This is a genomic window from Gilliamella sp. ESL1225 (assembly GCF_058502635.1).
Map to the genome: position 1 here is coordinate 1,872,711 of NZ_CP196358.1, position 18,132 is coordinate 1,890,842.

Annotated in this window: 17 protein-coding genes; 2 read left to right on the top strand and 15 right to left on the bottom strand. The window is 34.5% G+C overall.

Translation table 11 applies throughout. From position 1 onward, the window contains the following. Window positions 1-97: 97 nt before the first annotated feature. Entirely contained in the window at window positions 98-736 is a 639-nt protein-coding gene (locus ACSYSW_RS08545) for a LexA family transcriptional regulator (protein ID WP_491705458.1), read from the bottom strand. 889 nt (window positions 737-1,625) lie between these two features. On the opposite strand from ACSYSW_RS08545, the gene tatA reads away from it, so the two are divergent. Beyond that, window positions 1,626-1,799, top strand: coding sequence for a twin-arginine translocase TatA/TatE family subunit (tatA, locus tag ACSYSW_RS08550; RefSeq protein WP_491705457.1), 174 nt, complete (start codon window positions 1,626-1,628; stop codon window positions 1,797-1,799). Window positions 1,800-1,849: 50 nt separating this feature from the next. Further along, window positions 1,850-3,037, top strand: coding sequence for an FAD-dependent monooxygenase (locus ACSYSW_RS08555; RefSeq protein WP_491705456.1), 1,188 nt, complete (start codon window positions 1,850-1,852; stop codon window positions 3,035-3,037). Window positions 3,038-3,133: 96 nt separating this feature from the next. On the opposite strand, the gene mutY is transcribed toward ACSYSW_RS08555, so the two are convergent. The 14 genes from mutY to ACSYSW_RS08625 form a co-directional block, all read right to left on the bottom strand. After that, entirely contained in the window at window positions 3,134-4,192 is a 1,059-nt protein-coding gene (gene mutY, locus ACSYSW_RS08560) for an A/G-specific adenine glycosylase (protein ID WP_491705455.1), read from the bottom strand. Next, window positions 4,192-5,343, bottom strand: a complete 1,152-nt coding sequence (gene pheA, locus ACSYSW_RS08565; protein WP_491705454.1) for a bifunctional chorismate mutase/prephenate dehydratase — start codon at window positions 5,341-5,343, stop codon at window positions 4,192-4,194. Before pheA ends, mutY begins: the two co-directional genes overlap by 1 nt. 129 nt (window positions 5,344-5,472) lie before the next feature. Then, a complete protein-coding gene (tssE, locus tag ACSYSW_RS08570) occupies window positions 5,473-5,904 on the bottom strand; it encodes a type VI secretion system baseplate subunit TssE (protein WP_491705453.1) in 432 nt (143 codons plus the stop codon). Then, the gene (gene tssJ / locus ACSYSW_RS08575) at window positions 5,901-6,419 is read right to left on the bottom strand and encodes a type VI secretion system lipoprotein TssJ (protein WP_491705452.1); all 519 of its coding nucleotides are present in this window, start codon (window positions 6,417-6,419) and stop codon (window positions 5,901-5,903) included. Before tssJ ends, tssE begins: the two co-directional genes overlap by 4 nt. Before the next feature lie 19 nt (window positions 6,420-6,438). Next, window positions 6,439-7,482 carry a type VI secretion system baseplate subunit TssG gene (gene tssG, locus ACSYSW_RS08580; protein WP_491705451.1) on the bottom strand — a complete coding sequence of 348 codons (1,044 nt, stop codon included), beginning with the start codon at window positions 7,480-7,482 and terminating at the stop codon, window positions 6,439-6,441. Then, window positions 7,446-9,209 carry a type VI secretion system baseplate subunit TssF gene (tssF, locus tag ACSYSW_RS08585; RefSeq protein WP_491705450.1) on the bottom strand — a complete coding sequence of 588 codons (1,764 nt, stop codon included), beginning with the start codon at window positions 9,207-9,209 and terminating at the stop codon, window positions 7,446-7,448. The genes tssG and tssF overlap by 37 nt, the downstream gene beginning before the upstream one ends. A 55-nt stretch (window positions 9,210-9,264) precedes the next feature. Continuing rightward, complete coding sequence (gene tssA / locus ACSYSW_RS08590; RefSeq protein WP_491705449.1) at window positions 9,265-10,869, bottom strand: type VI secretion system protein TssA; 1,605 nt, start codon at window positions 10,867-10,869, stop codon at window positions 9,265-9,267. Window positions 10,870-10,891: 22 nt separating this feature from the next. Beyond that, window positions 10,892-14,242 (bottom strand): ImcF-related family protein, encoded by a 3,351-nt coding sequence (locus ACSYSW_RS08595; RefSeq protein ID WP_491705448.1) that lies wholly within the window; start codon window positions 14,240-14,242, stop codon window positions 10,892-10,894. Further along, the gene (locus ACSYSW_RS08600) at window positions 14,243-15,376 is read right to left on the bottom strand and encodes a hypothetical protein (protein ID WP_491705447.1); all 1,134 of its coding nucleotides are present in this window, start codon (window positions 15,374-15,376) and stop codon (window positions 14,243-14,245) included. 3 nt (window positions 15,377-15,379) lie between these two features. Continuing rightward, window positions 15,380-15,646, bottom strand: a complete 267-nt coding sequence (locus ACSYSW_RS08605) for a PAAR domain-containing protein (protein WP_491705446.1) — start codon at window positions 15,644-15,646, stop codon at window positions 15,380-15,382. Between the two features lie 138 nt (window positions 15,647-15,784). Then, window positions 15,785-16,273 carry a DUF2931 family protein gene (locus tag ACSYSW_RS08610; RefSeq protein ID WP_491705445.1) on the bottom strand — a complete coding sequence of 163 codons (489 nt, stop codon included), beginning with the start codon at window positions 16,271-16,273 and terminating at the stop codon, window positions 15,785-15,787. Next, complete coding sequence (locus ACSYSW_RS08615) at window positions 16,224-16,523, bottom strand: hypothetical protein (RefSeq protein ID WP_491705444.1); 300 nt, start codon at window positions 16,521-16,523, stop codon at window positions 16,224-16,226. The genes ACSYSW_RS08610 and ACSYSW_RS08615 overlap by 50 nt, the downstream gene beginning before the upstream one ends. Before the next feature lie 62 nt (window positions 16,524-16,585). Beyond that, window positions 16,586-17,326, bottom strand: a complete 741-nt coding sequence (locus tag ACSYSW_RS08620; RefSeq protein WP_491705443.1) for a DUF2931 family protein — start codon at window positions 17,324-17,326, stop codon at window positions 16,586-16,588. 62 nt (window positions 17,327-17,388) lie between these two features. Continuing rightward, window positions 17,389-18,129 (bottom strand): DUF2931 family protein, encoded by a 741-nt coding sequence (locus ACSYSW_RS08625; RefSeq protein ID WP_491705442.1) that lies wholly within the window; start codon window positions 18,127-18,129, stop codon window positions 17,389-17,391. Window positions 18,130-18,132 lie beyond the last annotated feature (3 nt).

Consider the following 18,132-nt stretch of genomic DNA (forward strand, 5'->3'; position numbering starts at 1 on the left):
CTTATAAAAAAATCCACTTTAATTAAGTTAAGAATTTAAAGTGGATTTTTGTTCTTACCAAAGCAAAGCGATTAAATTATTGTTTTATTCAATAATGTTAAAAAACATCTTTTATAATTTGTACAACTCGACCAATAATTTTATATCTTTTAAAATCTTTTTTAGGGATCTCAAATGAAGAATACTTTTCATTATTACAAATCAATAATAAACCTTCTGGTTTTAGGCGAATGCGACGTAAAAGCGTTACATCATCAAGTTCGATTAAATAAATCGCACCATCAATAATGTCAGATGTTTCAGTATTGATAATAATGCCATTATTATTTTGGATCTCTGGTGCCATCAAATCACCTTTCGCCCAATAAATAATAAGTGTTTTAATATCTAATCCACGATAAAGCGCCCAACCTTCAAGGATCGGATAAGATAATACAGGTGGGGTTTCGCGAATATAGCGTTTTGTTAATGATTCTTGCGTCGTGGGTAATTGTTTTTTATAGACAGGGATATAATGAATAACTTCTTTATTGAGATTTTTTTCCTCTTTCTGTTTCTCACAAATATCTTCTATATGATATCCTGTTGCTAGCCAATTATAAGAAACATTCGTTTTTTCAGCAATAATCTGTAAACGCGCAAGTGATGGATACGTTTTTCCTGATAAATAATCACGAATAACCGTTTGGGACATTTCGCATTTTCTAGCAAAAGCGGCGATAGTGCAGCCGTTCATAGTTTGAGATAATCTATCTTTAAAATTTTTTACATATTTATTTCTTATCATCAACTTTTTCTCATCTATTATTCTTATACCGCTGAATAGGCTAACAGTTATAAAACCTAATCAGTATTATTAAAATGTTAATAACATTTGTTGCATCCAGTTGCAAAATAAATCTAATTTATTACATTTTTGTAATCTAAAAATTATAATTCATTTTTTAGAAATATCCTATAACACAAGGCTAATAATGTGCTAGAAAATAAGGTTTTTTGTTATTAATATAGATTAAAACAGATAATACCTATTGAATTATATAAAAAGCATACAATTTCTTAATTTTTTTTTAAATATGAAACTGATTTTTAAATTATTATTTCTCATAACTTATTATAAAATAAAGGGTTATATACTCATTCCGCATAACTTATTATAAAATAAAGGTTTATACGTTTCTTTGATTATATTCTTTAGATAAAACACATTAATCCTATTAATTCAATAGTTATTTTTAACGTTATTTGGGGTTGAAATTTATGGCATATTAATAAATACAATAATAATCTTGACTTATTAATGCAATAGAGTCATAATATCAAAGTAAGGATTTTTCATTGTTTTCTTTCCTTATATTCCTTATATTTCATATTGGCCTATATATTTATATAGGTCTTTTTTTATGTCCTTTCCCCACTCTTTTTCCTTATACATCATGCAATTACTTTTAAAAAAAGGTATACTAAGAAGGTTTTGTGATTCCTTTTTTAAAATTCACATATTAAATTTTTTTCGTATATTAATGTAGTAAATTGAATTAAAAGATCACAGTAATAACATAAATTCTCATATTTATTTTATTAAGTGTTTTATTATCTTTTCGTCAATTTAAAAAGGATAGATTATGTCATTTAGTATTCCCCACTTACTGGTATTTCTTGCGGTTGTTGTCTTGCTATTTGGAACAAAGAAATTACGTAATTTAGGCTCTGATTTAGGTACGGCTTTAAAGGGATTTAAAAAAGCCATGAATGATGATGAAATTGAACAAGTTGAAAATAAAGATAAACATAAATAACTTTTTTTATCCCTTTTAATCATTACATCTCGAAAAGATGAATTAATTCTATGAATATTAAATTTGATATTGTTATTGTTGGTTCAGGGTTAGTTGGCTTAGCAACGGCTTGTGCATTAGGTGAAAGTGGATTAAATGTTGCAATTGTTGATGCTAAATTTGATCCAGAAAAATTATTACATCATCTTCCTGCTATCGGCGTTCGTGCTTCTGCTATTAATGGTGCATCACAGCGTTATTTCGCCCAAATAGGAATTTGGTCCGAACTTTGTCATAGTGGACGCGTACAAGAATTTGCTGAAATAGATGTGACTGAAAAAAATGGCAGTGCTCATTTATCAGCCCATGCGAGTGATTACCATTTTCCTAATTTAGGTTGCATCATCGAAAATCATGTCATGCAGCATTACTTATTTCAAAAAATTCGCTCTTTACCTTCAATAACCTTTATCAATAATTCTGTTGTCCAAAGTCATTTTTTAAATGATGAGGCCATTTTAACATTAGAGGATAATACTTTTATAAAGGCGCAATTAGTGATCGGTGCTGATGGCGCACATTCATGGTTAAGAGCACAAGAAGGGATCCAGACTATTCAGAAGAATTATCGTCATCATGCCCTTATAACAACGGTAGACTCCGAATTACCACACAATGCGATTGCTCGGCAAATTTTTTATCATAATGGTATTGTCGCTTTTTTACCCCTATGGCATAAACATAAAAGTTGTTTAGTTTGGTCAACTAAGCCAGAAATGGCAAACGAACTCGCCTTGATGTCACCTCAGCAATTCTCGTCTGAATTATTTGCCTTATCGGGCGATAAAATGGGGTTTTGCGAATTAACTAACGATAGGATGATTTTTCCACTAAAAGCGCGAATTGCTCGACAATTTGTTAAACACCGTCTTGTCTTAATTGGTGATGCTGCCCATACCATTCACCCATTAGCCGGGCAAGGTGTTAATTTAGGTTTTCAAGATTCCGCTATGTTAGTTGAGGCTATTTTGCAAAACTTAAGCGAGGGTAAAGATATTGGATTAGCCAATAATTTGCGCAAATATCAATTAAAACGCCGTAAAGATACATTAGTGATGCTCGCTGCAATGCAAACAATACAAGATATGTTTGATGGCAATAACACGATTAAAAAGACTTTACGAGCAACAGGAATGAATTTTATCAATCATTGCTCACCGATTAAGAAACAGCTAATAAAATATGCCATGCAAATATAATGTGTTAAAAACGACTGTGATAACTTGAGATAAAATCATTCAAGCATAATAATCTTCAAGCATAACAAATAGTTATACATGATAGCTATTAATAACTTATTTAATCTGCTCGATTTTAATTTGCTCAAGCAAATTTAAAACCGGCGTCGCTAATCCTATCTTGGTTATTTCCTGCTTTAAATCGTACCAACACCCTGCAAAATCACCAAAACAGGTCTTATTATCTAACCATTCACAATAAATCGGTACCATAGTCAAATGAAAATGGCTAAATGTATGGCGAAAAGCAATTAATTGTTTTGGCTTGCTAGTTTTAATAGCGTGTTTTTTTAACCAATTAAGCAATGTTAGCTCGTCAGAAAATTGCGGGAAACAATACAAGCCGCCCCAAATACCCGTGGGTGGTCTTTGTTCTAACCAAATCGTTGAATTATATTGTAAAACTAAAAAAAAGGCGGTTTTTTCAGGGATCGCAGCTTTTGGCTTTTTAGTTGGATAATCTTGCCAACTCTTTGTTTGATACGCAACGCACTCCGTATGTAAAGGACAAAGGCTGCATTTAGGTTTACTCCTCGTACATATCAAGGCACCCAAGTCCATCATCGCTTGATTAAATTTTGCTACGTTGATTTTAGGTGTCACGTTTTCACTTAATTGCCATAATTTATTTTCAACAGCCTTATTCCCTGTCCATCCTGAAACAGCATAATAACGCGCCAGCACACGTTTAACGTTGCCATCTAAAATAGCATAATGCTGATTTTGTGATAAGGATAAAATCGCGCCAGCCGTTGAGCGACCAATTCCCGGTAAAGATAGCACATCGTTAAAATCAGTTGGAAATATACCTGCAAATTTTTCGGCTATTTGCTTCGCGGCTTGATGTAAATTACGCGCTCTTGCATAATAACCTAATCCTGTCCATAGATGCAGCACATCATCAATAGGTGCATTAGCTAACTCAATAACGGTTGGGAAAGTCTCAATAAATTTTTTAAAATACGGGATGACTGTCGCAACTTGCGTTTGTTGTAACATCACCTCTGACAACCAGACATGATATGACGTTTTTTCTAATTGCCAAGGTAATGATTTGCGCCCATATTTTTCATACCAGGCGAGCACATGACTTGCAAAATTAGTGTTATTGCTCATTAAACAACGCTTGCGATAGTATCAGTTGGATAGCAACCTAACACTTTCGAGAATAAGGTAATATGTGATAATTCTTTTAAAGCGAGTTGCATCGATAAATCTTGAATATTGCCTTGTAAATCTACGTAAAACATTTCTTCCCAAGGCATGCCATGGATAGGTCTTGATTCCAATTTTGACATCGCAATATTATGTTGCCTAAATACCATTAATGCATCAACAAGAGCACCAGCTTGTTGCCCTGTTTTCATAATAATTGTCGTTTTAGCTGGGATCTGATCCGAGACTTCAATAGCTTTATTTGCCAGAACAATAAAACGGGTAATATTTTCTTTTTGATTAGCAAAATTGTGATCTAAAACTTGTAAACCATATAATTCGCCCCCCTCTTTATTGCCCATTGCCGCAACATTTGGGCGATTAATTTTTGCAACGGTTTCTAACGCAGATGAAGTACTATCACAATAAACAATCTTCCAATCGGGGAATCTTTCTAAAAAATTACTACATTGTTGAAAAGGTTGTGGATGGCTGTAAATCGTATCAATATCGCAAAGTTTGCTATTTGCAGGCGCTAATATACAATGATCAATCGGTAATGAAAGTTCGCCAATAATAGATAAATTGGTTTTTTGAAGTAAGTCATACACCTCATTAATCGACCCAGAACTTGAATTTTCAATCGGCAAAATGCCAAAATCAACAAGACCGTTTTCTACCTGTGCAAAGACTTCTTTAAATGTTATGCAACTCGTTTCGCTCATCTTATCAAAATGGTTTGCGGCATAAATGCGAGCCGCTAAATAAGAATAGGAGCCTTTCGGACCTAAAAACGCGATATTTGCTGTATTACAGGTTTTTTTATTGAGTTTTTCTTGCAATATTTTTTGTTGTAATAAAACCGAATCTTCCAAAATAATTTGATAAAGACGTTTGATTAATGTTTCATCCAGATTAATTTCACGACCTTGATTAATCAAACCTTTTAACAGTGAACGCTCACGTTCAATGTCTCGAACAGGAATATTTGCCATTATTTTCGTTTCGATAACATCGTGAGATAATTGTCGACGTTTAGCTAAAAGATTTAATAATTCTTGATCTAATGCTGTGATTTTATCGCGTAGGGGAATTAAAGGATTTAAAGTCATTTTTATTTTAGTTAGATTCAATTAAATTAGATTAATCATTAGTATAACAGTTAAACAATGAAGGCACCATGAAAGCGCCAATATTATTATGTTTCAAAAATGATAATAGTCTCAATATAGCTTACTGATTTACCAGCCCATTTTATTTGCGGTACGGGTATAATTTAGCTTGGCTCTACCATCGGGTTTAAAATAGGTACCATATTTAACAAGTCCCCCTTCTTTTAAATAACAAACTAATTCATACGACAAAATCATATTGTTTTCATTGCTATCTACAATTTGTACTGAGATTGATTCAAGCCTTGGTTCATAAATTAATAATGTTGTTTCAATCGCCCGCATCAGCACATAACTTGACGACGGTAAAGCTTGAAATATAGTCGACATATCAGGCAAACCATAGTTAGGTAAATGTTTTAAAGCACCATCTCGACTATTAAGGATCCGCTCTATATTATCCATTACACTTAAAATCGTTTGTTCATTAGGTGGAATATTTTCGAGCGGTGTCCCATTTGCTAAATAGCCATAAAGGATATCATATAATGAAGCACTCATTGATCTTCATCCACTAATTGAATTTCATATTTTACCGCAACGATTTCACGAGGTTTATTAATATGTAAATCATCACGCGTTAATAACATACGCCAATTATTTTGTTTTAAATCTGGCTCTTTATAAAGCGCAATAACGCCGACTGCTTTAGCTTTAGCATCCATCGGTATTTGTAGTGAGGCATCGGTATCTGGAATTAAAATAATCTCATGATGGCTAATTAAATCAGCGCCTAAAGCTTCAATATCATTTTCAACTAAATCTTGATAATTGACATTATTGAAATTTTTATCATTAGTGAGTTGATACAATCGAATGACAACAGGCGAAGATTTATTATCATCATCAAGATTTAACTCAGATCGACCATGAATATCTAAATGAATGGTGCGAATATCCCATATAAAAACAGCTTTTGTGAGTTCTGTTGTCGATTCGCTAATCGATTGCGCAACACCACAAGCGGTTAATGAAAAAGCAAGCAAGCTTGCTAAAAGTGTTTTTATTATTGTCATGGTAATTTTATTCCTATTATTATGCGGCATAATCGATGCCAGAATAGTGACCAATATTTACTAATATTTCGTCTTGCGGTTTACTATCAATCATTTTTTTGGATAATATCGACGTTTGCCCTAAGCGGCTATTATTTGCAATCAATTGACTTGGCGGTAAAAAACGGCGTTCAATCGATAAGATTAATTTAGCCTCTATTCGATAGCCAAGGTAAGCCCTTAATAAAGCCAACAGATCTTTATGTAACTCCCCATTAGGTAATAATCCAATAATCTGCTCTTGCGACTGCGGTTGAATCGTAATTTTAATAGTTTGATTTGATTCTTTAAAACGAGCTCCTAATACCGACGATCCGTCTAAACTCGCACCATGCGATTTTTTACTGGTCAATTGAGCTGGGTTATCTAGATTAAACCAAATTGGATGAAATTCATTAACAAATACCTTAGCCCCATTAATTAACAAACGAACAACACCAATAACCCCTTCGGCTGTTCTGGTTTGCTGTGTAATTAGCCCAAGTAATGCTAAAAGCCGAGATGATGGTGTACCTATTTGTTCAACGGCACCTTTAATACCAAATCCCGTTAATCCAACAAGACATTGCGATATTTTATCTTTACCGGCCGGCAAGAATGCAGACGGGTAATGATACTTAGCCCAGATACGATAAAAATGCGTAATGATGCGATGATTAAACATGTCTAAAAAATCTGTCATGACATGATAATTTTCATTGCGCGATATGATATTTTGCAACAATGCCAGCGGTAAAACCGAATCGACGCCATAGAGACCTAAAAAACGAGTTCTCACTGTCGGGCGGCGATTAACATAAATTGATCGTTCAATGGTCTTTAATTCACTCGCGGGAAATGACATATCGATCGCCGGCGCAAATCGTAAAGGATCTTTTGCTGGTGTTTCAAATTTACCCAATGCATGCTTTTCTTCCGACATCTGTTCAAGGAGCTGACAAAAACGATAAAAATTAATTTTTGGTAGCACCTTTTCGATTGAATGCATTAAAGGGCTGTTTTCGATGCTTTGCTCTGATTCCATACGATTTTATTTCCTGTCGGTAAAACAATCAAAATGAGTTGCGTAAATAAATTAACATCCGCATATAGGGCAAAAAACTGATGCAGCAATTCACCAAATAGCACCACATCACCTTCACCAGTAAATTGATAGCTATTAATGGTCACTTCAATCTCAATGCCTCGTTGCAACATGCCCTTTTCAATGCGTTTAATCATTCGATGCGAGACCTCAACTATCCCGTCTAAACGTCGACGATTTAGTTCATTATCGGTCCAATCATACAAAGCTAACGTGCCACGTAACACTTCAGCATTCATTAATGATAAATAATTAGGAGCTAAATGCGATAATAATCGCCAATGAAAGCGATCTTCTGTCGGTGGATAACAAGGCATTGTTGGCGAACAAATATTTTTCGCCGATTGAATATAATTTTGCCCAACTTCAATTGATTCAATCTCCGCATTACGCAATGATTTACGGGGTAACATACCATTAGTACCGGTTAATCTAAGTGATAAGGTTTCATTAGTTAATGTTTCGCTTTTATCCCAGATTTTACCGCCTAAAATTAACCAGGTTTCGTGTAATCCTGTCGCACCTTTTCGGACACGTGAATGATAATATCTTTCCGGTGCATCATGACGCAGCATGCCACCACGATGTTTAAAACTGGTAAAAGGAACATAACTATAACGACCCTCAGCCGTTATTGCATCGACACTATCAACCGAATAAACCTCAACATGACCATCTTGCACTAATAAAGGCCTTAATAAATATTCACTTTCAAGTTGATTAACAATGATAGGATCCGCTTCCATCTCAAATAAATTAATAACAGGCACGCAATGCAAACAAATATTGTCTTTATCAAACGGCATGTCACTTGGCCATGTTTGGTTTAGGATTAATTCTATATCGATATAAGAACAACCTTCTGGAATATCTTTAGTTGATAGACCTTGTAAATCAACAAACATAAATTTTTCGCGGAAAGCAAAATATTCCAGAAGTAATTGATAACCTGCAAAAGCATTATCGGGTTTTAACCATAATCTATCTTTATCATCAAAACCCACCGGCGTTATCGAGCCGTTAAACGAAATACGATTTTCGGGTGCATTTGAATAACGTAAATGCATCGATGACACTTGCCTTGTTAAATAATAATATAAGCTTGATGCAATCGGACCATCTGCATTTAAATATAAACGCAAATTTGATAAATCCATTTCGGCAAAATCAGCTAACGAGCCAAAGCTTAACCGCAGATTAAAAATACTACGCCCATCTTGATTAATGCTAATTCCGGCTTTTGTTATCGAAATCGGTTGCAAAGAAACCGCTTGGGTTGTGCGATATGGACATTTAGTTAATTTTTCTCCTAACGGTTTCGTTTTAATAACAATTCCTGCTGGAATAATTTCTTGACGGCTTAAACTTTCATAAACCGGTTTTAATTCCACTATGGATAGTGAAGGAATTAAACGTAAGTAATGAGGCCATAATAAATTAACCAAACTCTCGGTAAGTTCGGGTATATCATCATCGATTTTTTGTCGTAATCGTCCCGTTAAAAAAGCAAAACCTTCAAATAAACGTTCAACATAAGGATCGCGATCGCCAACTCGATCTAAATTTAATTGGCTTGCTCTATCAGGGTGAATTTTCGCAAATTCTTTGCCCGCTTCGCGCAAATAGCGCATTTCTGACTCGTAATAACGAAGTATTAAATCATCCATTCTTATCTCTTTATTGTTGAAATGTATCTTTTATGTAATTAAAAACAATGATTAACTACATAATACTTAATGTACGTGTAGGATCGAGTAGCATCAATTCCTGTTTTAATTGCTCAATTTGCTCAGTAATAGAGGGCTTTATCCCTTCTTTTATTTGATTTTTTTGTTTAAGTAAACGCAATAATTGCCGTTTAAGATCAAAGATTAATTCTGGCTCCCATTGCATTAAAGATAATAATTGTTGTTGCTCATTTAAATTCGTTAACAATGCCAAAGCGACATCATGTTTACCTATTTGGTCAGCAACTCTCGCTTGCGTATAATTTAATAAATAGCGTTGTTTAGGCGATCTAATTGATGGCAAGTTTTGTAACCATTGAAACGCTTTTTCAAGATTTTCAGACTTTGCCAACTCAAGGGCTTGCGTTTCAATTTCGATCCAATCATCCTCTCCTGATACATTAATATCAGCAATACTACTGCCTTCATTAATATGATGGATCCGCGCTGATGTTGTTATCCAATTCAAGGTTTCATCATCGGCAAATGGCATATTATTATCAAATCGTAACCCTTCAATACCTGGTAAGCGTTCTAACATTAATCCAAGATCCATTAAATAAATATCCGCCCACGATTGATAAGGTTCACCCATTTTTTGTAACGCCATCACAAGCGCAAATTGTAAATCTAACCAAAAGTGGTTTGCTCTTTCCATAAAGGCATCTTCAACTTTATTAATCAGATCTGACCACTGTTTTTGGATGATTAATCGTGAAATATGTTGTCTAATTTCAGTTCGAGGTGCCGGTAACCGGGTTTTACCGGTATGATCTGCCGGTGGTAAATTAAGAATCGTATCCCAACGCATGACCCGCAATAATCGCCCTGCCGCTAAATACCCATCGGGCGTTTCACGTAAAAACACGGCCATTTTGCGCGCCATCGTCAGCAAATCTTCTTGTGAGGAAATTTTTTTATCTACCGTTTGCGTCTGAACTTCGCTCATTGGCGTCATGCTAGGATTTACTGGCGCATTTTCCGCGATGGGATTAGATTTTGGTTTAAAATCTTTTTCAAAAAAATGAACAAGTGCCGTTAAATCAGGGATATCACTTTCGCCATTCGCCTCGTTATTCGCAAAAAGAACCTTATTGGTATTTTCAATAACATTAAGCGCAATTAAAATACGCGTTAAACAGGCATCAGTAATCGGTAATAAGTGGCTAAGTAAATCAATAAATTTAGCACTCGCTAGCCATTCAATTGAATTTTTACGCATATTCGAACGTAATGGGTAAATTTTTTCACCAAAATTTTCTAACAAAACGGCAATCAATTCCACCCCATCAGCAAAACCTTCAGCCCCATCTAGCTGTAGTCGAGATAAAGCATAATAAGTTGCGACACGAATATCTTTACTACTTTGCTTTACTATTTTTTCACTTTCCTGCGCAATCATTGCATAATTAATCGATGAGAGCTTAGCAATTTCCTCTTTAATATCTTGAAACGTATCATGATAGGTTAAATCATCACCTGCAGGTTTATCAGGCGTAATGGGGGTGATCCACTCAGCCCAGCGTTGCTCTAAAGGTTCTGTTGAAGGTTCAACAACTTGATCTTGTCCAAAAAAACGACTTAGTAATTGGCTAAACATACAATCATCCATTTTCTAGTAATTATAAATCAAACACAGTTTCAGGTAATTTAAAATTGCGCAATTTTAATAATGTTAAAGGACCTTCACCTAATTGAGTACGTAAAATATATTTAATATTGCCGTCATTGGGTAAACGCCACATCAATTGGAAACGGCTTGAGTCTAATCGTTTAACCGACGCAGACTCCAGTAATCGAATAAGTGCCCAATCACCATGAAAATATTGATAAAGACGTAATCCCGTTTTATCACTACTCCAACTTAATTGTGAATTAGAGGTATAGCCATCATCAGGCCATGTAAAACGCTTCCATGTTGGTGCTTCGTTCATATACTCTAATTTTTGCTTATTGATAATTAATTCGGTGCGCGCAATTTTATTACCGCTTCGTGGCATTAAATCAAAAGATAACGATAAATCCCCTGTCGAAATAGATTCATTGGCTAATTCAGTAAATAAATTTAAAGCATTTAAAAATTCAGACGAAAAATTTAACCCCTGTGCATGGGCATTATTGACCACCCAAATACCGGCTTTCTTTTCAAGTACCCCACTTAATTCATTACTGATAAAACGATCAATTAGTCCTGTATCACTGCGTAAAAAGCGAGCCAGTTCAGCTAATGATGCTTCATTATCACTATTTTTAAATGGATAACGACCCGAAAAAGATTTTTCCCACTGATCGACAATATATTGTTGCCATAGTGAATTAAAGCTTTTTGCAGCAGGATTTAATACCACCTGCCAAGATTGCTCTAACGGTTGTTTAAATAAGTTCTGACCAAATCCTAACCATTCCTCCCCTAAATTAGCAGCAATTAGGTTACCATAATCACGTGTTTCTGTTAAATCAACCGACGTGCCTTTAAACACACTTTTGGCAAGATTTTGCATCATAGCTTGTGGATCGTAACTATTAGCAACATTTTGTAATTTTAATCTTACTTGCGTAATACGCATTAAATAAGTTTGTAATGACAGCCCATTAGTATTATCGTTTTTTAATAAATTATTTAATGGGGCAAATGTTTCAGTTAAAGGACCTGATGCTTCTATATTTTTCGGTAAACCCGTTTTCGACTTATTACCAATCATTTCTTGCGCAGAACGAATAAGGTTATCTGAAATACCGTTTCCTGTATAAGCAACTTCAGATTGGTACTTAACAACATTCATCAATGCAATAAGAGGCGATTGACGAGTATCAGCAAGTAATGTTAATTGCTCAATAGTGTCAGAAACATTATTCGATTGGTTCCATTGAATAGTATTTAAAAAATGTAACCAAGCAGCACTATATTCACTAAAGTATTTTTCGGTTAATTGTTCCTTTAGAACTTCTGGCGAAATAGATGACGTTAATCGATTCTCACCATCACTTAATACCCAGTCAATTTGTTCTTTACGAGATTTAGCGGCTTCGGCAATTTCACTTTTGATCGTATCTTCCCAAGCTTTACGGGTATATACACCTGGGATTTCTATTTGATTAGTAAATAATAATTGACTATCAATACCCTCTAATAATTGCGTTAAACTTTGATTAGAATATTGTTGACTCGCACGTTGAATAAGATTTTGGTAAAGGGTCGTGACCGCATTTTGCACGCCAATTTTATTAATCAAAATCTGCCTAATATCTTTAATCAAACGGGGATCATTTGCTATTTGCCAGTCAGGTTGATATTTAATTGTTTGTCCCCAAAATTTAACTAATTCAGGCATTATTCTGTGCCAATCACCATCAGTGACACCTTCTGGCGCAATCCAGACTTTAGTTGCAAATTGGCTTAAGTAATCTGCATCTGTTCTATCAGAATTGGCCAACATTAAATACGCTTTCAATACATCATAAGCGTTATCAACTAATTTCGTACGCTTTGGATCATCATTTGGCATTTCGCTTAATAATGACATAAATGCTTGAATATCTTTTACAAAAGGCGCAGCAATATTACGGGAATTGGTAACACGATAACTTAGCCAAATTTTAGCTAATAATTCATTATTATGATTTAAACCAAAACGATTAAATAACGGTGCTCCTTTTTTTTCACGATAAATAAGCTGGGCGATATTTTGTTGTAATAAATATTGTTTTTCTAAACGAATATTATAGGCATCATTCACTGATTCATCTGATTGTTTCGCTAATCGAATAGATTCTTTAATCAAATCAGCATTCTTAAAATAAGAAGTAAATAGAAGAACGCCATATATTCCCATTAATGCCATCACACCATATAAACACCAAGTCGCCCACTGAATACCCATTCTTTTACCTAATTGCTGTTTAGCATCATCACTAATCGATCGCAAAGTAGGTGAAACAATAAAAGAATGGTCAAAAAGGGGTGTTTTATTGATGATTTTATTATCCTTATCTTTACCATATACCGTAAAGAAAAGACCTCGGAAATTTGGCACATAAATAAATGAAACAAGCGAACTAATAAATGCTTTAATCCGCTTAATTTTAAATTGCACTAAATCTTGACTCAGCTCCAGCAAATAACTAAAGCGAATATTTTCTTTAATCTGGTTAACACCCCGTAAGCTACATTCTTTAGCTAGCTGATTAAGGTAATCATCAATCGATGATACGGATTGATTTTTAATATCTGAAAAAACCAAACCAACACTTTGCTCAACGCGATCGGGGGTAAATACTTCATCTAACTTATTATTAACAATGTATAAAGGAGCGGACCATTTTAATAATTTATTACGCTTTTGGATTTGTATAATCGCATTTTCAATTGCGGTTTGCTGCTGGGGGTGCTTTTGTAAATAATTATCGGGTAAGATCCAAATTAACCCATCGATAGGTTTATGAAAAAAAGGAATGCAGCGCGAAAAGTGTTTTTTTAATGATAAAAACCATGAGATATTTAAATTCTCATCTAAATCCCCACCATAAACTAATAATGTTTCATCTGCCAATTGCCATTTTTGCATGACTATTTGGGGCAAAAAGGCGTTAACATCCTCACTATTACCGACTACAAGACATTTACGAATTTTATAACGCCAAAAAATTCCGTAGCGATTTTTTATGATTTTTTTTAAGTTTAATAATTCATAAAATTCACTCGATTTTTTATCAATCTTTTTTATATTAGGATTTAAAGATAAAGAACGTGATTTAAATTTAGTTTTAAGCTCTTTCGCTGATAGTGCACATAAAGGAATTAAAAATAAACCTATTATGCATAGCATTACTTTTATCCAAATATCACATTTTTCTTTAAACGAAATATAACCAAAGTTGTCACCAAAAAAAAATAAAATAATTGCCAAGAATAATGCTAAAACTAATAGCACGATTACATAACTTATCGTTTTTCCTTTTTTATTTTTTTCCATTTATGATTTTCCTTCCATTCCCGTTACTATTGAAAATAGCCATTTGTTTTCGTGCATGCTACTAATTAAATTATTTTTTTTATTCATATTATTCATATCGCATCCCATTGCTAACGCCAACCAATAAGAAAGATTATTATGATTTCCAACTAAGGAATCTAAAAAATAAATATCTTCAATTGAGGTATTATGGGCGGATAATTCAATACACAGTTGAGCATCTTGAGATTTTGAGATATTTGCAGACCAACGTTGTGAAACATCTAATAATACTGGCTGCATGGATGCCATTTGAGCAAGAGCAAAAACTAAATCCGTTGAAATCATAGGTCGCAAAATGTTGCATTTTACGACCTCTTTTTTCTCTATAATTTTATAATATTCGTCATTAGCTAATAAAAAACCAGTAACGAAAGCTGTTTCAGTTGAAAAAATATTATTAATAATAATAATTTTTAATTTCGCATTTGGATCATCAATAACATGGCCTATTTTATCAATAATATCGTCAGAAAATTCATTTTGAATGATATGAAATGAATGATTCAATTCAATTTTTTCACATATTGAAGCAAAATTTTCTTTCGAATATGACAAAGATTGCTCAGATGAATAAATATAAATAGGTAAATTATCTATTTCCGGTAATTCTGATAACGTCGTTTTAAAGGTATTTAATAATTCTTCAAACATTCCGTTTACTTCATCTTCCGGAAATGCCAAAGTTTTACCTACTTTTGTCTTATAGTCTTTCAGTTCATGAAATATTTTATAACTTGTTATCGTTTCAGGTAATTTATAATAACTATCTAAAACAAAAATCGATTGCATTGCCCAGTTTTGCCAATTCTTATCAATAATATCTTTTTCACGCAACCATATTTCAAACTCTTCGCCTTCTAAAAAATAGACATAAATCCGAATACATAAAGAAACTATACTTACAACTATTGAAATACCTATTACAGATAACCAATAAATAGCATCTGTTAAAATTTCATTATTAGTCCATAAAAAAAATAGAGTAATGCCAGTAATAAAAAAAATAATTAAAATTAAACAAAACCATACAAATGGTCTTATTCTTTTTGGCGGCAACGTGATATGAGACAGATCCGGTTTAGGCCATGACATTGATTATCCTGCCTCAACTGTATTAATTGTCGAAAGTACTTTACAACCACATTCACATAGGCAATTATCGATAACAATTAATTTTCCATCTGATATAACACTTTGAGATCCTTGAATAATTTTATTAATGCCATGATTCTTTTTAGGGCAACTGATTAAATCTCCTACTAAAGCAGCAGGTTTACCTTCAATTATCATGCTAGATGAGGCTGTAATAACTTTTCCGCCATGATCAGTAGGATCGCCTAAGCGGACAATATTTCTACCCATTGTTTATTTCCTTTCAATATTGATTATTATATATTTTTCAATGAAACAGTTAATCATTTAAAGATTAGCGGCAAATTTTATAATTATTTATTTTATATAGCTAGTTATTTTTTATTCAATATTATCAATTATTTTTATTCAGTGATAATCAGGCGATGAGTAAGTCACTTTGGTTTTAATGCGAATATCTGGTGCTAACGTGACATTGTTATTTTTTTCTTGCCATTCTTTCGGCATACCGTGTTTTTTCAGCCATGCTTTGCCTTCTTCTTTAATTTCCGGTATTTTTCGATCTTTATACGGATTTCGGCAAAAATCTGAATTGGACGGCACACGCTGCGTCACGGCTTTACCAAAACTAATATCTTTATGACCTGGTACTTTACCCTTGAGCCAGCCAATAACATTGCCACCCGGTGCAAAAGCCAAAACGATGCGATTGTTGTAACCTGTTCGATATTCTTCATATGCTTCTGCATAAAATTTATGTAATTTAACCATTTCTTCACGCACCCATTGTGGCACCTCAAGGGTGCTGAAATAAAAAGTCTGGTCTACAAACGATGCCCAGCACACATCAATGATTTTCGGTAAACCAACACTTGATTCCCCCCCCCCCGACGGCACCTTCTTGCCACTCTGCTAAGGTTTCTTTATGGCTATTAACCGCATTCAGTAATAGACCATACCAATAGCCAGATTGTGATAACATGCCAGCACCCTCAGTGTCGACCGGAAAATATTTCGGATAACTCCCCCCAATCTCCCAATATTCATACGGCATTTTGATAAAATCCGGATCGACCGGCTCTTTTTGAGTTTGACAACCGCTTAATGCTAAAGTAAAAATAAATATGACACTGATTAGTTTTTTCATTGTATCCCCTTAGTTTGGGTGAATGACCCGTTGCCATTCTTTTGTTTTGTTTATTAGATGCATTAATGATAATCAGGTGACGAGTAAGTCACTTTGGTTTTAATGCGAATATCTGGTGCTAACGTGACATTGTTATTTTTTTCTTGCCATTCTTTCGGCATACCGTGTTTTTTCAGCCATGCTTTGCCTTCCTCTTCGATTTCAGGGATTTTTCGATCTTCATACGGATTTCGGCAAAAATCTGAATTGGGTGGCACACGCTGCGTCACGGCTTTACCAAAACTAATATCTTTATGACCTGGTACTTCACCCTGGAGCCAGCCAATAACATTGCCACCTGGTGCAAAAGCCAAAACAATATGATTGTTGTAACCAATCCGCTCTTTTCTATAGGCTTCAGAATAATAGGTATGGGGTTTAACCATTTCCTCCCGCACCCATTGTGGCACCTCAAGGGTACTGAAATAAAAAGTCTGGTCTACAAATGATGCCCAGCACACATCAATGATTTTCGGTAAACCAACACTTGATTCCCCCCCCCCCCCGACGGCACCTTCTTGCCACTCTGCTAAGGTTTCTTTATGGCTATTAACCGCATTCAGTAATAGACCATACCAATAGCCGGATTGTGATAACATACCTGCTTCATAAGTTCTTACTTTAAAATATTTCGGATAACTCCCCCCAATCTCCCAATATTCATACGGCATTTTGATAAAATCCGGATCGACCGGCTCTTTTTGAGTTTGACAACCGCTTAATGCTAAAGTAAAAATAAATATGACACTGATTAGTTTTTTCATTGTATCCCCTTAGTTTGGGTGAATGACCCGTTGCCATTCTTTTGTTTTGTTTATTAGATGCATTAATGATAATCAGGTGACGAGTAAGTCACTTTGGTTTTAATGCGAATATCTGGTGCTAACGTGACATTGTTATTTTTTTCTTGCCATTCTTTCGGCATACCGTGTTTTTTTAGCCATGCTTTGCCTTCCTCTTCGATTTCAGGGATTTTTCGATCTTCATACGGATTTCGGCAAAAATCTGAATTGGGTGGCACACGCTGCGTCACGGCTTTACCAAAACTAATATCTTTATGACCTGGTACTTTACCCTTGAGCCAGCCAATAACATTGCCACCCGGTGCAAAAGCCAAAACGATGCGATTGTTGTAACCTGTTCGATATTCTTCATATGCTTCTGCATAAAATTTATGTAATTTAACCATTTCTTCACGCACCCATTGTGGCACCTCAAGGGTACTGAAATAAAAAGTCTGGTCTACAAATGATGCCCAGCACACATCAATGATTTTCGGTAAACCAATACTTGATTCCCCCCCCCCTCCGACGGCACCTTCTTGCCATTCTGCTAAGGTTTCTTTATGGCTATTAACCGCATTCAGTAATAAACCATACCAATAGCCAGATTGTGATAACATGCCTTCTTCAAATGTTTTAATAGGAAAATATTTCGGATAACTCCCCCCAATCTCCCAATATTCATACGGCATTTTGATAAAATCCGGATCGACAGGCTCTTTTTGGCTTTGACAACCACTTAATGCTAAAATAAAAATAAATATGACATTGATTAGTTTCTTCATTGT

Excerpts from the sequence above, each read along its gene's own strand:
- ACSYSW_RS08600 (WP_491705447.1), bottom strand. The coding sequence starts at position 15,376 with ATGTCATGGCCTAAACCGGATCTGTCTCATATCACGTTGCCGCCAAAA.
- ACSYSW_RS08595 (WP_491705448.1), bottom strand. The coding sequence starts at position 14,242 with ATGGAAAAAAATAAAAAAGGAAAAACGATAAGTTATGTAATCGTGCTA.
- tssA (WP_491705449.1), bottom strand. The coding sequence starts at position 10,869 with ATGTTTAGCCAATTACTAAGTCGTTTTTTTGGACAAGATCAAGTTGTT.
- mutY (WP_491705455.1), bottom strand. The coding sequence starts at position 4,192 with ATGAGCAATAACACTAATTTTGCAAGTCATGTGCTCGCCTGGTATGAA.
- ACSYSW_RS08605 (WP_491705446.1), bottom strand. The coding sequence starts at position 15,646 with ATGGGTAGAAATATTGTCCGCTTAGGCGATCCTACTGATCATGGCGGA.
- tssJ (WP_491705452.1), bottom strand. The coding sequence starts at position 6,419 with ATGACAATAATAAAAACACTTTTAGCAAGCTTGCTTGCTTTTTCATTA.
- ACSYSW_RS08615 (WP_491705444.1), bottom strand. The coding sequence starts at position 16,523 with ATGAAAAAACTAATCAGTGTCATATTTATTTTTACTTTAGCATTAAGC.
- tssF (WP_491705450.1), bottom strand. The coding sequence starts at position 9,209 with ATGGATGATTTAATACTTCGTTATTACGAGTCAGAAATGCGCTATTTG.
- tssE (WP_491705453.1), bottom strand. The coding sequence starts at position 5,904 with ATGAGTGCTTCATTATATGATATCCTTTATGGCTATTTAGCAAATGGG.
- ACSYSW_RS08555 (WP_491705456.1), top strand. The coding sequence starts at position 1,850 with ATGAATATTAAATTTGATATTGTTATTGTTGGTTCAGGGTTAGTTGGC.
- ACSYSW_RS08625 (WP_491705442.1), bottom strand. The coding sequence starts at position 18,129 with ATGAAGAAACTAATCAATGTCATATTTATTTTTATTTTAGCATTAAGT.
- tssG (WP_491705451.1), bottom strand. The coding sequence starts at position 7,482 with ATGGAATCAGAGCAAAGCATCGAAAACAGCCCTTTAATGCATTCAATC.
- ACSYSW_RS08545 (WP_491705458.1), bottom strand. The coding sequence starts at position 736 with ATGAACGGCTGCACTATCGCCGCTTTTGCTAGAAAATGCGAAATGTCC.
- pheA (WP_491705454.1), bottom strand. The coding sequence starts at position 5,343 with ATGACTTTAAATCCTTTAATTCCCCTACGCGATAAAATCACAGCATTA.
- tatA (WP_491705457.1), top strand. The coding sequence starts at position 1,626 with ATGTCATTTAGTATTCCCCACTTACTGGTATTTCTTGCGGTTGTTGTC.
- ACSYSW_RS08620 (WP_491705443.1), bottom strand. The coding sequence starts at position 17,326 with ATGAAAAAACTAATCAGTGTCATATTTATTTTTACTTTAGCATTAAGC.